Source organism: Bradyrhizobium yuanmingense (genome assembly GCF_900094575.1).
Taxonomy (GTDB): Bacteria; Pseudomonadota; Alphaproteobacteria; order Rhizobiales; family Xanthobacteraceae; genus Bradyrhizobium; species Bradyrhizobium yuanmingense.
Genome location: NZ_FMAE01000002.1, coordinates 964,156 through 980,000, shown reverse-complemented (window position 1 = coordinate 980,000; position 15,845 = coordinate 964,156). Strand labels below are relative to the sequence as shown.

The window sequence follows — 15,845 nt, the reverse complement described above, 5'->3', positions numbered from 1 at the left end:
CCCAATCCGAACTGAGACGGCTTTTTGAGATTTGCGAAGGGTCGCCCCTTAGCATCCCATTGTCACCGCCATTGTAGCACGTGTGTAGCCCAGCCCGTAAGGGCCATGAGGACTTGACGTCATCCCCACCTTCCTCGCGGCTTATCACCGGCAGTCTCCTTAGAGTGCTCAACTAAATGGTAGCAACTAAGGACGGGGGTTGCGCTCGTTGCGGGACTTAACCCAACATCTCACGACACGAGCTGACGACAGCCATGCAGCACCTGTGCTCCAGGCTCCGAAGAGAGGGTCACATCTCTGCGACCGGTCCTGGACATGTCAAGGGCTGGTAAGGTTCTGCGCGTTGCGTCGAATTAAACCACATGCTCCACCGCTTGTGCGGGCCCCCGTCAATTCCTTTGAGTTTTAATCTTGCGACCGTACTCCCCAGGCGGAATGCTTAAAGCGTTAGCTGCGCCACTAGTGAGTAAACCCACTAACGGCTGGCATTCATCGTTTACGGCGTGGACTACCAGGGTATCTAATCCTGTTTGCTCCCCACGCTTTCGTGCCTCAGCGTCAGTACCGGGCCAGTGAGCCGCCTTCGCCACTGGTGTTCTTGCGAATATCTACGAATTTCACCTCTACACTCGCAGTTCCACTCACCTCTCCCGGACTCAAGATCTTCAGTATCAAAGGCAGTTCTGGAGTTGAGCTCCAGGATTTCACCCCTGACTTAAAGACCCGCCTACGCACCCTTTACGCCCAGTGATTCCGAGCAACGCTAGCCCCCTTCGTATTACCGCGGCTGCTGGCACGAAGTTAGCCGGGGCTTATTCTTGCGGTACCGTCATTATCTTCCCGCACAAAAGAGCTTTACAACCCTAGGGCCTTCATCACTCACGCGGCATGGCTGGATCAGGGTTGCCCCCATTGTCCAATATTCCCCACTGCTGCCTCCCGTAGGAGTTTGGGCCGTGTCTCAGTCCCAATGTGGCTGATCATCCTCTCAGACCAGCTACTGATCGTCGCCTTGGTGAGCCATTACCTCACCAACTAGCTAATCAGACGCGGGCCGATCTTTCGGCGATAAATCTTTCCCCGTAAGGGCTTATCCGGTATTAGCACAAGTTTCCCTGTGTTGTTCCGAACCAAAAGGTACGTTCCCACGCGTTACTCACCCGTCTGCCGCTGACGTATTGCTACGCCCGCTCGACTTGCATGTGTTAAGCCTGCCGCCAGCGTTCGCTCTGAGCCAGGATCAAACTCTCAAGTTGGACTTGAACTTTGAACCGGCTGATCACAACGTTTGACGAGGTCCCACCATTATCGACCGAAGTCGATGTGCTGCCCGCGATTCACATCGCTGGCAACGATGGTGTTTCCTTTAAAACGTGTACCGCCGAAGTCTTTCGTCCGGTCTCGATCAGAAAAGCCGAAGCTTCTCGGAAGCGAGACCCGCAAGGACTCCGCCGTCCACGTTTCTCTTTCTTCATCTTCACTTGTCAAACAGCCCGAGACCATGGAGGCCTCAACCTTCCTGAGAGGAAGGGTTCCGACACCCTTACCGACGATGGATGAACTCCAACCGACTGGTGTCGGCTGTTGTGTCACTCAACAAGGTGAGGAGCATCAGTGGCGCGTTCGCTCGCCTTGGTCAGTGACCCGGCGGCGCCGCGCTCAGTGGTTGGGGTTATAGGCCCCACCTTCCGGCCTGTCAACGCCAATCGTCAACAAATCGTCGCACAGCGGACCAGCGAGAAAACACCCACGATTCCAGCCATTTAGAAAGCCGCCGGGCACATCGAACGAGCCCGCCCGGCAAAAAATCTGAAAAAAAGTTTGCCCGCCGGCGGGCTCCGGAGGGCGCCTTGGAGCCCTCCCTGGCGGCCTCCCCCGGGGGCCTCTCCTCCGCACCCCCGCCACCCCGGGGGCGTGCCGTCCCAAGGGCTGTCGGCCCCCCGGCCAGACGCCCGCCTCCCCCGCTAGATGGGGCCCTGTCCCCCACCCCGCTCGAGCTCAGCCCGTGATCTCACGGGGGCCTTTACGGCCCGGCATTTAGGAAACTTTTTCCATATTTGGCGCCGTACTTGAGCCACAATCCCGCGGCGTTCTGATAAGAGACAAGCTTGAATCGCGGGGACGCCTGTGGGGGCTGCCGGCGATTTTCATGGGGTCAGAGGAAGGCGATGTTGCAAATGACGCGACCTTCCTTCGGCATTCGAAAGACATCGAGAGAGCTTTACCCGTCCAGCTGTTCGTAATTTCGGCCGGCCCCATCAAGGGGCTTTCTGGGCGCGGACAGTTGTGCGGCTTGCCTGCTCCGGCGATCCCCGTTCAAGAGGGCAGCCTAGGACAGGTTCGAAACCGGGCATCTTGGGTCGTTGAGTTGGGGGACTTGGGTTGAACCACAGGACGTCACGCGGCACTTTCGGGCGTGAGACCGGGATCATCGATCTCGGCCACGAGCCGCCGCTGTCCGTCGATGGTTCTGAAGCCGCGGTGATCGACCGCCGCCGCGTCTCGGTGCAATGGTTCAGCGGGACAATTTTGACCGGACTCTGCGGCGCAGCCCTGATCGGCGGCGCCGTTTTCGCTTCGCTCGACGGCGAGATGACCTTCGCCAAGGTGCCGGAGCGGGTCGAAGGCGCGCTGCGCGGAGCATTCGGCGCCGCCGATCGTGCCGCCACGCTGCACAAGAGCGACCGCCTGCCGCCGCCGAGCGAATCCACCGCCTCGCGCAACGTGATGCGCGTCTCGACGGTTGCCCGCGTCGGCAACCGTGACGTGATGCGGGTGCGTCCGTTCGTGCGGATCGCCGGCAATCTGTCGATGACGACGAGCGATCTGTCGGCGAAGATCCCGCCGTTCAACGCCCAGCGCCTGCTGACCGATGTCGGCTCCGACCCGAAGACGGCGTCCGACGATCCCAACAATCCCGAAGCCGTCGAGCCCGACGCGGAAGTGTCCTTCGTCACCAAGGACCTGTCGCCGGTGCTGCCGAAGGCCAAGATTTCCGCGGTGGTGGCACTCGACGACATCCTGATGCGGGTGCGCGATGCCGCCAATTGGCGCGGCAATGGCGGGGTGCGCTACGCCTCGCTCGCCAACACGGCTGCCGACATCTCCGGCGCGACCGGTCCCTCCGACATCAGAACCGCCTACGCCGCCGAGGCCTCGCCGTCCGATCCCTATGCCGGCTTCGAGACCCGCGTGGTGCCGGAGAACGTCACGCTGCTGCCCAAGACCAAGGAGCAGATCACCGGCGGCAATCCCAACGGCGAACGCGTCCACATGGTCAAGAAGGGCGACAGCGTCGCCGGCGTGCTGCGCGATCTCGGCGCCAGTGCCGACGAGATCAAGGCGATCACCGCGACTCTCGGACCGCGCGGCCGCGACGGCGGCCTGAAGGAAGGCGAGAAGCTCCGCATCCTGATGGCGCCCGCAAGCCCCGGCGCCCGCCTGCAGCCCTATCGCGTCGTGGTTGCAAACGACACGATGGTGGAAGCGATCGCGGCGCTGTCCGATCTCGGCAAATACGTCGCCGTCGACGTCTCCAGCATGAATACCGTCGCCGATACTGCGGCCAACGCCAGCAGCGACGACGAGGATGACGATGACGGCTCCGGCGTGCGGCTCTACCAGAGCATCTACGAGACCGCGATGCGCAACAAGGTCCCGATGCCCGTCATCGAGGACATGATCAAGATCTACTCCTACGACGTCGATTTCCAGCGCAAGGTGCAGCCCGGAGATTCCTTCGACGTGTTTTACGCGGGCGAGGACGAGGGCGTGACCGCGACCGAGAAGAACGAGGTGCTGTTCGCCTCGCTCACCGTCGGCGGCGAGACCAAGAAATACTACCGCTACCAGAGCCCCGACGACGGCCTCGTCGACTATTACGACGAGACCGGCAAGAGCGCGAAGAAGTTCCTGGTCAGAAAGCCCGTCAACAACGCCATCATGCGCTCCGGCTTCGGCGGCCGCCGCCACCCGATCCTCGGCTACGTGAAGATGCATACCGGCGTCGACTGGTCCACCTCCTACGGCACGCCGATCTTCGCCTCCGGCAACGGCATGATCGAGAAGGCCGGCCCCGAGGGCGGCTATGGCAAGTACATCCGCATCAAGCACGCCAACGGCTACGAGACTGCCTACGGCCACATGTCGGCCTTCGCCAAGGGCATGGAGCCCGGCAAGAAGGTGCGACAGGGCCAGGTGATCGGCTTCGTCGGCTCCTCCGGTCTGTCGACCGGCCCGCACGTCCATTACGAGATCCTTGTCAACGGCCGCTTCGTCGATCCGATGCGCGTGAAGCTACCGCGCGGCCGTTCGCTGGAGGGCCCGATGCTGGCGAGCTTCGAGAAGGAGCGCGACCGGCTCGACGGCATGATGAGCGGCCGCGGCGGCGCCATCGCCCGCATGTCGGACGCCACCGGCGGGCCGCTGCAGGTCACCAACCGGTAAGCCGGCAACGCGCCGATATCGGCCGGCGTTTTCAAACAGAATTTCAAACGAGCACGCTACGCAGCGAGGCCGCTTCGCGGCGACACAACGTCAAGTTTTGTTTGCCAAAGCCGCAGGACGGGCGAATACTTTCCAAAAAATGGGAGGTCACGCCATGAGAAACAGGCTCGCCTGCGCAGCCCTGATTGCTGCGCTGTTCGCCACAACGAGCGCATCGGCCGACAGCTGGGAGGTCACGAGACTCGTGCCGGGCTCGGCATTCCATGGTGTGCACGGGCTCGGTGTCGACAAGGCCGGCCATTTGTTTGCCGGCAGCGTCGCGGGCGCTGCGCTCTACGAGGTCGACATTGCCGGCGGCAGCGCCAAGGTCGCGATCCCGGCACCGGTGGGGATGGCCGACGACATTGCGTTCGCACCCGACGGCACCATGGCCTGGACCGGCTTCCTCGCCGGCGATCTCTATGCGCGCAAGGGCGACGGACCGATCAAGAAGCTCGCGTCCGGGCTGCCCGGCATCAACTCGCTCGCCTTCCGCAAGGACGGCAGGCTCTACGCCACCACCGTTTTCCTCGGCGATGCGCTCTACGAGATCGACGTCGAGGGCGTCAAACCGCCCCGCCAGATCATGGAGAAGATGGGCGGCCTCAACGGCTTCGAGTTCGGTCCCGACGACAAGCTCTATGGTCCGCTCTGGTTCAAGGGCCAGGTCGCAAGGGTCGACGTCGACAAGGCCGAGCTGAGTGTCGTCACCGACGGCTTCAAGATCCCGGCCGCCGTGAACTTCGATTCCAAGGGCAATCTCGTCGTGATCGACACCGCGCTCGGCCAGCTCGTCCGGGTCGATCCCAAATCGGGCGCCAAGACCATGGTGGCGCAGCTGAAGCCGTCGCTGGACAATCTCGCCATCGACGACAAGGACCGCATCTACGTCTCCAACATGGCCGACAACGGCATCCAGGAGGTCGATCCCGCGACCGGTCATGCCAAGCAGATCATCATCGGCAAGCTCGCTTTGCCCGGCGGCATCGGCGTCACTAGCGAGAACGGCAAGGACACGATCCACGTCGCCGACCTGTTCGCCTATCGCACGGTGGACGGCGTGACCGGCGAGGTCACCGAAAAGGCGCGCATGCACGCCGCTGGCACGACGCTCGAATATCCGATGAGCGCGACGGCGAAGGGCAACGACGTGGTCCTGTCGAGCTGGTTCACCGGCACCGTGCAGGTGATCGACGGCAAGACCGGCGCGACGCGCGACATGCTGCACGACTTCAAGGCGCCGCATGACGCGGTCGTGCTCGCGGACGGCAGCATCCTGGTAGCCGAGCTCGGCACCAAGTCGCTGGTCAAGGTGAGCGGCGAGCACGGCAAGGATCGCACCACGCTGATCGGCGCGCTCGAGGGTCCGATGGGTCTCGTCCGCGGGGCCGGCGACGAGGTTTACGTCACCGAGGCTTTTGCTGGCATCATCTCCAAAATCAACAGCACCGGCGAAAAGACCGTGATCGCCAAGGATCTGAAGATGCCAGAAGGCATCGCGCACACCGGCGACGGCAAGCTGATCGTCGCCGAAGTCGGCGCCAAGCGGCTGATCGAGATCGTGCCGGAATCCGGCAAGGTCACCGAGATCGCAGCCAATCTCCCGATCGGCCTGACCGGCGCCCCCGGCGGCTTGCCGACGCATATCCCCACCGGCGTCGCAGTCGGCGCGACGGGCGCGATCTACGTCAGCTCGGATGTCGAGAATGCGATCTACAAGGTGGTGAAGAAGTAGGAGCTACGTGCACGGGACTGGCGGGAACCGTCACGCCGGTTCCCCGGTTAGACGCTGACGGAAGCCAGCAGGAGGATCGCTCATGACGCGCCTCTCACGCGACGATGTCGTCAAGGCCGTGGACCGCGCCGATGACGTCACCATTGCCCAGATCATCGGGACCGGCGCGACCGCTGAGGAGCTTGCTGAGGCCCAGGCCTGGCTCGCCAACGATGAGCCGATGATCAACGATCTGCGCCCGCTGGCGCAGGGCCGGGTGCGCGAGCTGGTGGATATTTTGTCGGAGCTGGAGGAGGACGAGGAGGACGGCGTCGAGCCGCGCTCCGCCTCGGCCCCTGGCAACTAGCCAGACAGCAAAACAGGACGCCCCGGAGAGGTGACCCTCCGGGGCGGCTTTCATTTCAGATCCTCACCCTCCGGCTGGTTCACGAGATACTCGGACCGAGGTTCGAGGCCATGATGATCAGCATGTCGCGGAATCGACGGTACGGCCCTGGCCCTCGGCCAGCGGGCCGTCGCCGAGCGCCTACAACAGCACGTTGAAGACGTTAACCCGCACGCACCCGTGCGAACAATTCCGACGGCATCATACCGAACATGTCGCGGAAGGCCGTGCTGAAATGCGCGGAGCTGGAAAAGCCCGCGCCATGCGCGGCCTCGGTCAGTGATTGGCCTTGTGCGACCGCCCGTGCGGCAGCGCCGATCCGGGTCCAGATCCGGTAGCGGCGGAGCGGCACACCCGTGACGTCCTTGAAAAGATGCAGGAAGCGCGAGGACGAAAGCCCGGCCTTGCGGCCGAGTTCAGCAAGCGTGTGCGAACCGCTGGGCTGCTCGCGCATCCGCTCGATGGCGGCGGCGATTCTTGCATCTGGCTGCGGACTTGATCCGATCCCAAGCATATCGCGGGCTGCTTGCTGCGCGTCCTCAGATGCGAGGCGTCGCTCCGCGATGGCGCCGAACAGCGCGACGACCGACCTCTCGTCGATCATGTCGAACGCGGCCCTCGATCCGACCTCCTTCATTCGTGAGCGAAGCGCCTCGATATCGCGGCCGAGGGGATCGACATAGAGGAAGGCCATCCGTCCAGCATCGGTGCGGAGATGGTGCAGACTGTTGGGCATGATCAGCACGCTGCGGGTCTGGCGATAAGACGGTGAGCGCGCCCTCGGATCGTTAGCTACGCCTATCGCCCCGTCGAGCGCGACGGCCAGCACGCCGGTGGCATTGCGGTGGGGCGTCAGCCCGAAGGCTGGACCGAGATAGAGCACCCGCGCGTCCCAATCGAGCATCCGCGCCCTCTTTGGTCCGCCGCTGGGCGGCGTGCTGATAGCCAGTTCCTGAAAGCCGGAAGGCGAGGTCATGCCTCATCATAGCGCACCGGCACAGCGCTGCCGATGACCCGGGAGATCATATCGATGGACAGAGTTCTGGTAGATGACGCCGCACAAATCGCCGCGATCCGCGCCGCCGTCACGCGCTACGCGACCGCCTGGCAGGCCGGTGACCGCGCCGCGATCGCCGCCTGCTACCACGATGAATTCATGCTGCACTATGCCGGCCATAATCCGCTCGCCGGCACTCACCGCGGCAAGGCGGCCGCGCTTGCCACTCTGGCCGAGGTCGCACGCCGCTCCAACCGAAAACTGCTCGCCATCGATGACGTGATGGCTGGGCCGCGGCGCGGCGCCATTCTCGCACGGGAATCATTCAGCCGGGACGGTCGCACGGCTGAATTGGAACGGTTGCTGGTCTATGCCGTGCGTGAAGGCCTGCTGAGCGAATGCTGGGTCTACGACCGCGATCAGGCAGTGGTGGACGCGTTCTTAGCGGATTGAAAACGCCCTCCGCGAGGTTGGCGCGGAGGGCGTGTATTTCATCAGTTCAGCTTCCGCTTCGCCACCGGCGCCTCGAACTGGGTGATCTCGGCGGTCTGCGGCGCCTTGCCGTTGAAGGTCAGCACATTGCCTTCGGACGAGATCGCGACATTGTCGCCATCCCTGACGTCGCCGGCGAGGATCATCTCGGCGAGCGGGTCCTGGAGGTAGCGCTGGATCACCCGCTTCAAGGGCCTTGCGCCGTAGGCGGGATCCCAGCCCTTGGCAGCGAGCCAGTCGCGGCCCGCGGCATCGAGGCTCAGCACGATCTTGCGATCGGTCAGGAGCTTCTGCAGCCGCGCGAACTGGATCTCGACGATGCGTCCCATCTCGCTGCGCTGCAGCCGGTGGAACAGGATGATCTCGTCGACACGGTTGAGGAATTCGGGGCGGAAGTGCGCCCGCACCATTCCCATCACCTGCTCGCGCACGGCCGAGGTGTCCTCGCCCTCCGGCTGGTTCACCAGATATTCCGAACCAAGGTTCGAGGTCATGATGATCAGCGTGTTGCGGAAGTCGACGGTGCGGCCCTGGCCGTCGGTCAGGCGGCCGTCGTCGAGAACCTGCAACAGCACGTTGAAGACATCAGGATGCGCCTTCTCGATCTCGTCGAACAGCACGACCTGGTAGGGCCGGCGCCGCACCGCCTCGGTGAGCGCGCCGCCCTCGTCATAGCCGACATAGCCGGGAGGCGCGCCGATCAGCCGCGAGACCGAGTGCTTCTCCATGTATTCGGACATGTCGAGGCGGACCATCGCGGTCTCGTCGTTGAACAGGTACTCCGCGAGAGCCTTGGTCAGCTCGGTCTTGCCGACGCCGGTCGGCCCTAAGAACATGAACGAGCCCGTTGGGCGGTTCGGGTCCTGCAAGCCGGCACGCGAGCGGCGCACGGCGGTTGCGACCGCACGCACGGCCTCGGCCTGGCCGACGACGCGCTTGCCGAGCTGCTCCTCCATCTTCAGGAGCTTCTCCTTCTCGCCTTCCAGCATCTTGTCGACGGGCACGCCGGTCCAGCGCGAGACCACCTGCGCGATGTGGTTGGCGGTAACCGCCTCCTCCATCATCTCGCCCGAGTTCTCCTTGGCTTCGATATCGGCAAGCTGCTTCTCGAGCTGCGGGATCCGTCCATAGGCCAGCTCGCCGGCCTTCTGGAATTCGCCGCGCCGCTGCGCATTGGCGAGCTCGACACGCAAGCCGTCGAGCTCGGCCTTCAGCTTCTGGGCGTCGGAGAGCTTGTTCTTCTCCGCGCTCCAGCGCGCCGTCAGCGCCGCCGACTTCTCCTCGAGCTCGGCCAGGTCCTTCTCCAGGGTCTGGAGCCGGGACTTGGAGCCGACATCGCTTTCCTTCTTCAGCGCCTCCTGCTCGATCTTGAGCCGGATGATCTCGCGGTCGAGCGAATCCAGCTCTTCCGGCTTGGAATCGACCTGCATCTTCAGCCGCGCCGCGGCCTCGTCCATGAGGTCGATCGCCTTGTCAGGCAGGAAGCGGTCGGTGATGTAGCGGTTGGACAGCGTCGTCGCCGCAACAAGCGCGGAATCGGTGATCCGCACGCCGTGATGCTGCTCATACTTGTCCTTCAGGCCGCGCAGGATCGAGATGGTGTCCTCGACCGAGGGCTCGCTGACGAAGATCGGCTGGAAGCGCCGCGCCAGCGCGGCGTCCTTCTCGACGTGCTTCTGATATTCGTCGAGCGTGGTCGCGCCGATGCAGTGCAGCTCGCCGCGCGCAAGCGCCGGCTTGAGCAGGTTGGAGGCGTCCATCGCGCCGTCGCCCTTGCCGGCGCCGATCAGCGTGTGCATCTCGTCGATGAACAGGATGAAGGTGCCCTCGCTGCCGGTCACTTCCTGCAGCACGGCCTTCAGCCGCTCCTCGAACTCGCCGCGATACTTCGCACCGGCGATCAGTGCGCCGAGGTCGAGCGCGAGCAGCTTCTTGTCCTTGAGGCTCTCCGGCACGTCGCCATTGACGATGCGCAGCGCAAGGCCTTCGGCGATGGCGGTCTTGCCGACGCCGGGCTCGCCGATCAGGACGGGATTGTTCTTGGTCCTCCGCGACAGCACCTGGATGGTGCGACGGATCTCCTCGTCACGGCCGATGACCGGATCGAGCTTGCCGTCGCGCGCGGCCTGGGTCAGGTCGCGGGCATACTTCTTCAGGGCATCATAAGCGTTCTCAGCGGTCGCGCTGTCGGCCGTGCGGCCCTTGCGCAGCGCCTCGATCGCCGCGTTGAGGTTTTGCGGCGTGACGCCGCCTTTGCTCAGGATGGTGCCGGCCTCGCTGGTCTTTTCCAGCGTGAGCCCGAGCAAAAGCCGCTCGACCGTGACGAAGCTATCGCCGGCCTTCTCGCCGGCCTTTTCGGCCGCATCGAAAGTGCGGGCCAGCTCGGGCGCGAGATAGATCTGCCCGGCACCGCCGCCGGAGACCTTCGGCACCTTGTTGAGGGCGTCCTCGGTCGCCTTCAGGATTGCACGGGAATTGCCGCCGGCGCGGTCGATCAGACCGGCCGCGAGCCCCTCATTGTCGTCCATGAGGACTTTCAGGACGTGCAGGGTTGAGAACTGCTGGTGCCCCTCGCGCATCGCGAGCGACTGCGCGGACTGGATGAAGCCCCTGGAGCGTTCGGTATACTTCTCGATATTCATCTTTTCTGTCCCTCGGCCTGCCCTCGGGGCCCTCTAAGGCACCCCAAACGGCATCTTCATTGGGTTTCCAATTACCGCATTGACGTTTCTCAACCGGTAACGGTCGTCTTTTGCCGGCGTTGCCGCCGGCCTGGGCCAGATGTGGGAAGCAGGTTGCGGATGCGAAAGAGGCTACTTCACAATTTCGTGCGCGGACGGGCGGGCTTGGCGGTGGCGGGCCGAATCCCTTAAGTAGCGGCATGACAGTCAGCCATACCGCCGAGATCACCGGCCTCTACCGCTACCCGATCAAGGGCCTGACGCCGGAGCGCCTGTCGCACGTTCCTTTGCGGGTCGGCCAGACCCTGCCGGCCGACCGCCGCTACGCCATCGAGAACGGCCCGAGCGGGTTCAACCCCGAGGCGCCCGAATGGAAGCCGAAAATCCAGTTTCTGATGCTGGCGCGCAATGAGCGGCTGGCCGAGCTCGACAGCCGGTTCGACGACGAAACCAACGTGCTGACCATCCGCAAGGACGGCCAGATCGTCGCCAGCGGCGATCTCGAGACCGCCGCCGGGCGCGCCGCCATCGAGGCCTATTTCACGGAGAACTTTCAGCCCGAGTTGAAGGGCCCGCCCAAAATTCTCTCCGGCCGCGACCACAGCTTCTCCGACGTCGCCCGCAAGGTCGTCTCCATCATCAATCTCGACAGCGTCCGCGCCATCGAGACCATGCTCGGCGGCGTCGCCGTGCATCCGCTGCGCTTCCGCGCCAATCTCTACGTGAAAGGCTGGCCGGCCTGGTCGGAGCTCGACCTCGTCGGCCAGACGCTCGCGATCGGGCAGGCCAGACTGAAGGTGATCAAGCGCATCGTCCGCTGCCCGGCCACCAATGTCGACCCCGAGACCGCCAAGCGCGATCTCGAAATCCCGCCCACGCTCTCGCGCCATCTCGGCCATATGGACTGCGGCATCTATGCCGAGGTGATCGCCGACGGTGACGTCGGCGTCGGCGATGTGGTGGCGGTGGAAGAGCCGAAGCTGCTGTGAGCTAACTCCGCTGCCGTAGGGTGGGCAAAGGCGCTCTTGCGCCGTGCCCACCATCTCGTCGAGCGGAGGGAGGTGGTGGGCACGCTTCGCTTTGCCCACCCTACGAGACCGTCGCTACAGCTCCACCGTCAGTTCGGCATCACATACGCATAGATCTTGCCGCGCGAGACCGGGGCTTCGCGGACTCGGTTGCCGTTGTTGCCGGAGATCATGATCGGATTACCCTGCGCGTCGATGCCGGTGATGATGCCGACATGACCGCCGCGGCGGCCGCGCGACATCACGGCGATGGCACCGACCTGCGGTCCGGAGATGCGCGTGCCGTAGCGCGCGAACGAGCTCGCCATGTCGGAGCCGGTGCCCCGATGGCCGGTATGCTCCAGCACCATGTTCATGAAGCGCGCGCACCACAGGCGGCCGCGCCCGGTCGGATTGCCGCCGATATGGCGGCGCGCCTCGGAGACGAGACCCGATCCTCCGCTGAAGCCTCCGTTCATGCCGGCACCGCTGGCATTGGCATTCGGATCATAGCTCGCCTGGGTGTCGGCGAAGCCGCTTGCCTGCAATTGCGCCGCGCTGCGCTCGAAGCGCGAACTGCGGGCATGATGGCGATAGTGACGGTGGTGATGATGTCTGGCGTGATGCACGTAACCGTGCCGCTCTGCGCTATGACGATGATACGGCCGTGCCGAGGCCGGAGAAACGAACACGGCGAACGCCGCGAAGAACAGCGCCAGCGCGACAACACAATGCGACAGGCGAGACGCAAACAACTCGAACATTCTTCATCCTTCTTGACACCCCCACTTCCCGCCGGCCCGTGCAATGGCCGACATCCGTTTGGCCGTTAAGCCGCCCGATGTGGCGAGAAAAAGACGCAACGCCCGCGAATGGCTGCAATGATTTTGTGTTTGTGCTCGGCGCTGCTGCCGCATTGCCGACAACAGAATTAACTGCGATCCTCGAACACGGCTTGAAACAGAGGGAAACGGTTAATGCCCCACGCCACGACCAGGGACGGCGTCCGCATCTATTTCGAGGAGGCGGGCCAGGGAACGCCGATACTTTTTCTGCACGAGTTCGCGGCCGACTACACCAATTGGGAGCCGCAGATGCGCTACTTCTCGCGTGGCCATCGCTGCATCACCTATTCGGCGCGCGGCTACACGCCGTCGGACGTGCCTGACGGCGAGGTCTACACCTACACGCATTTCTACACCGATGCGCTTGCGGTGCTCGATCATCTCGGCATCGAGCGCGCGCATCTCGTCGGTCTTTCGATGGGCGCCTATTCCTCGTTGCAGATCGGGTTGAACGCGCCGCAGCGCGCACTGTCGATGACGCTGGCCGGCGTCGGCTCCGGCTCGGAGCTCGAGAACCTGGAGACCTGGCGCACGCAGTGCCGCGCCAATGCCGAGCAGTTCGAGACGCTGGGATCGGTGGAGGTCGCGAAAGTCACGCGCGAGGCGCCGAGCCGGATTCCGTTCCTGGTGAAGGATCCACGCGGGCATGCCGATTTCTACGCCGCACTGGCGCGGCACGATGCCAAGGGATCGGCGCGCACCATGCGCGGATTCCAGGGCGGCCGTCCCTCGATCTACACGATGACGGACGCGATCAGAGGCGCGGCAACACCCGCGCTGATCATCTGCGGCGACGAGGACGAGCCTTGCGTGGGCGCCAGCCTATTCCTGAAGAAGCACCTGCCCGCGGCGGGGCTCGCGATGTTTCCGAAGTCCGGCCACGTGCTGAACCTGGAGGAGCCAGCGCTGTTCAACGAGAGTGTCGAGCGGTTCGTGACGCTGGTGGAAGCAGGACGTTGGCCGGTGCGGGACCCGCGGTCGCTGGTTTCCCACTAGCTGTCATTCCGGGATGCGCCGAAGGCGCAGGCCCGGAATCCATCGGGCTGCAGGCGCTGTTGGACGATGGATTCCGGGCTCGATGCTTCGCATCGCCCCGGAATGACGGAGAGAAACTACTTCCCCCCGCCCCGGCTCAGCAAGAACACCGCCTGCTCGCCGAACATGTTCCACACCCACCAGGGCAGGTTCAGCGGCACCGGGCGGCCGTAGAGATCGAGCGCGACCGAGCGCTCCATCTTGACGTTGATCTCGTCGCAGAGCTGCACGAAATCCTTGATGGTGCAGAAATGGATGTTGGCGGTGTCGTACCAGGTCGCCGGCAGATTCTCCGTGCGCGGCATGTGGCCGCCGATCAGGAGCTGGAGCCGCATCTTCCAGAAGCCGAAATTCGGGAACGAGACGATGGCGCGGCGGCCGATGCGCAGCAGGTTCTCCAGCACGACCTTCGGCTGCCGCGTCGCCTGCAGCGTCTGCGACAGGATCACGTAGTCGAAGGCATCGTCGGGATAGTTGACGAGATCGGTGTCGGCATCGCCCTGCACCACCGCGAGCCCCTTGGCGACGCAGCGGTTGACGCCCTCGCGCGACAATTCGATGCCGCGGCCGTCGATGCCGCGGGTCTCCAGCAGCTGAAGCAGATCGCCGTCGCCGCAGCCGACGTCGAGCACCTTCGAGCCCGGCTTGACCATTTCGGCGACCAGCCGATGATCGGCGCGATAATCACCGGATGGCCTGGCGGCAACGCCGTCCAGCGGCAACACTTCCTGCACGGACATCGCTAACGGTCCTCGAGGCTGAGCCCGCGGGCCTTGCCTGCCGATTGCAGGAAGGCGCGGGAGATGTCGAAAAATTCGGGCACGTCGAGCAGGAAGGCGTCATGGCCGCGATCAGTCTCGATCTCGGCGAAGGACACCCGCGCGCTCGAGGCGTTCAGCGCGTGCACCAGTGCGCGCGATTCCGAGGTCGGAAACAGCCAGTCACTGGTGAAGGAGACCACACAGAAGCGGGTCTCGATGCCGGCGAAGGCCTTGGCCAGCACGCCGCCGTGGTCGGCGGCGATGTCGAAATAGTCCATCGCCCGCGTCAGGTAGAGATAGGAATTGGCGTCGAAGCGCTCGACGAAGGACGAGCCTTGATAACGCAGATAGGATTCGACCTGGAAGTCGGCATCGAACGAGAAGGTCGGCAGCTCGCGGTCCTGCATACGCCGGCCGAACTTGCGGTGCAGCGCCGCATCCGAGAGATAGGTGATGTGCGCCGCCATCCGCGCCACCGCGAGCCCGCGATGCGGATGGATCCCGCGATCGGCATAGCCGCCGCCATGCCAGTCGGGGTCGGCCATCACGGCCTGGCGGCCGAGCTCGTGGAAGGCGATGTTCTGCGCCGAGTGCCGCGTCGCGCAGGCGATCGCCAGCGCGGAGTACACGCGCTCCGGATAGGCGGCGGTCCATTGCAGCACCTGCATGCCGCCCATCGAGCCGCCGACGACGGCAAACAGCGTGTCGATGCCGAGCCGGTCGATCAGCATCGCCTGCGCGCGCACCATGTCCGGAATGGTGATGACGGGGAAGTCCAGGCCCCAGACCTTGCCGGTGGCGGGATTGATCGACGCCGGCCCGGTCGAGCCCATACAGCCGCCGATCACGTTGGAGCAGATGATGAAGTAGTGCTTGGGATCGATGGGTCGGCCGGGACCGACCAGCGTCTCCCACCAGCCCGGCTTGCCGGTGACGGGATGTACGTTGGCGACATGCTGGTCGCCGGTCAACGCATGACAGATCAGCACGGCGTTGGAGCGATCGGCATTGAGCTCGCCATAGGTCTGGTAGGCGATCTGGAACGGGGAGAGATCGACGCCGCAATCGAGCCGCAGCGGCTGCTCGGTGCCGAAATGCGCAACCAGCGAGCTTGGATGATCCACCTCGTGCGACCGCTCGTCGGCGCTGATCGCAGGACTCGGTATCGACTTGACGCTACCCATCTCGGACATCGACCTCGTTTGCGACTGGCTGCTCGACCGCGCCGCTGACATCAGGCCATGAAAAACCCGGCCTGAACGATAGGTTCGGCCGGGATCGGAAGCGTCCCCGGCCTGTTTAGCGAGTTTTTTAACGTGGCTGCAAGCCGGCCGGCTCAAATGACCACGGAACGGGCAAAAGCTACCGTCTTGGGCGGTTTTCGTCAAGTCGCGGCCCGGATCGGCCCAATTCGCCTCTGCC

General features: G+C 64.2%; 11 protein-coding genes, 1 rRNA gene and 1 riboswitch (1 of these 13 running past the window's edge). Of the genes, 6 read left to right on the top strand and 6 right to left on the bottom strand.

Features of this window, described 5'->3' with window-relative positions; genetic code table 11:
* A 16S ribosomal RNA gene (locus tag GA0061099_RS09700) occupies positions 1-1,256 on the bottom strand; it reaches 233 nt to the left of the window's first position.
* 1,126 nt (positions 1,257-2,382) lie between these two features.
* On the opposite strand from GA0061099_RS09700, the gene GA0061099_RS09690 reads away from it, so the two are divergent.
* The 3 genes from GA0061099_RS09690 (at position 2,383) to GA0061099_RS09680 (ending at position 6,566) form a co-directional block, all read left to right on the top strand.
* Positions 2,383-4,446, top strand: coding sequence for a M23 family metallopeptidase (locus GA0061099_RS09690; protein ID WP_036020826.1), 2,064 nt, complete (start codon positions 2,383-2,385; stop codon positions 4,444-4,446).
* 154 nt (positions 4,447-4,600) lie between these two features.
* Positions 4,601-6,220 carry a Vgb family protein gene (locus GA0061099_RS09685; protein ID WP_036020824.1) on the top strand — a complete coding sequence of 540 codons (1,620 nt, stop codon included), beginning with the start codon at positions 4,601-4,603 and terminating at the stop codon, positions 6,218-6,220.
* 82 nt (positions 6,221-6,302) lie between these two features.
* The gene (locus GA0061099_RS09680; protein WP_035996955.1) at positions 6,303-6,566 is read left to right on the top strand and encodes a hypothetical protein; all 264 of its coding nucleotides are present in this window, start codon (positions 6,303-6,305) and stop codon (positions 6,564-6,566) included.
* A gap of 202 nt (positions 6,567-6,768) precedes the next feature.
* Here the strand turns inward: GA0061099_RS09680 and GA0061099_RS09675 are convergent, their stop codons facing one another.
* Positions 6,769-7,509, bottom strand: a complete 741-nt coding sequence (locus tag GA0061099_RS09675) for a helix-turn-helix domain-containing protein (RefSeq protein WP_157783946.1) — start codon at positions 7,507-7,509, stop codon at positions 6,769-6,771.
* A 126-nt stretch (positions 7,510-7,635) separates the two neighbouring features.
* Between GA0061099_RS09675 and GA0061099_RS09670 the strand changes: the two genes are divergently transcribed.
* Positions 7,636-8,055: a nuclear transport factor 2 family protein gene (locus GA0061099_RS09670; protein ID WP_036020821.1), complete on the top strand. Its 420-nt coding sequence runs from the start codon at positions 7,636-7,638 to the stop codon at positions 8,053-8,055.
* A gap of 41 nt (positions 8,056-8,096) precedes the next feature.
* On the opposite strand, the gene clpB is transcribed toward GA0061099_RS09670, so the two are convergent.
* Positions 8,097-10,736 (bottom strand): ATP-dependent chaperone ClpB, encoded by a 2,640-nt coding sequence (gene clpB, locus GA0061099_RS09665; protein ID WP_036020819.1) that lies wholly within the window; start codon positions 10,734-10,736, stop codon positions 8,097-8,099.
* Between the two features lie 239 nt (positions 10,737-10,975).
* On the opposite strand from clpB, the gene GA0061099_RS09660 reads away from it, so the two are divergent.
* A complete protein-coding gene (locus GA0061099_RS09660; RefSeq protein WP_036020816.1) occupies positions 10,976-11,764 on the top strand; it encodes an MOSC domain-containing protein in 789 nt (262 codons plus the stop codon).
* Positions 11,765-11,892: 128 nt separating this feature from the next.
* Here the strand turns inward: GA0061099_RS09660 and GA0061099_RS09655 are convergent, their stop codons facing one another.
* Positions 11,893-12,546 carry a TIGR02594 family protein gene (locus GA0061099_RS09655; RefSeq protein WP_074447654.1) on the bottom strand — a complete coding sequence of 218 codons (654 nt, stop codon included), beginning with the start codon at positions 12,544-12,546 and terminating at the stop codon, positions 11,893-11,895.
* A 213-nt stretch (positions 12,547-12,759) separates the two neighbouring features.
* On the opposite strand from GA0061099_RS09655, the gene GA0061099_RS09650 reads away from it, so the two are divergent.
* On the top strand, positions 12,760-13,623 hold the full coding sequence (locus GA0061099_RS09650; RefSeq protein ID WP_035996943.1) for an alpha/beta fold hydrolase: 864 nt from the start codon (positions 12,760-12,762) through the stop codon (positions 13,621-13,623).
* Positions 13,624-13,739: 116 nt separating this feature from the next.
* Here GA0061099_RS09650 and metW read toward each other — a convergent pair whose 3' ends face one another.
* Complete coding sequence (gene metW, locus GA0061099_RS09645; protein ID WP_035996939.1) at positions 13,740-14,402, bottom strand: methionine biosynthesis protein MetW; 663 nt, start codon at positions 14,400-14,402, stop codon at positions 13,740-13,742.
* A 2-nt stretch (positions 14,403-14,404) separates the two neighbouring features.
* The gene (gene metX / locus GA0061099_RS09640; RefSeq protein ID WP_036020808.1) at positions 14,405-15,607 is read right to left on the bottom strand and encodes a homoserine O-acetyltransferase MetX; all 1,203 of its coding nucleotides are present in this window, start codon (positions 15,605-15,607) and stop codon (positions 14,405-14,407) included.
* A gap of 94 nt (positions 15,608-15,701) precedes the next feature.
* Positions 15,702-15,781, bottom strand: a riboswitch (SAM riboswitch).
* Between the last annotated feature and the right edge of the window lie 64 nt (positions 15,782-15,845).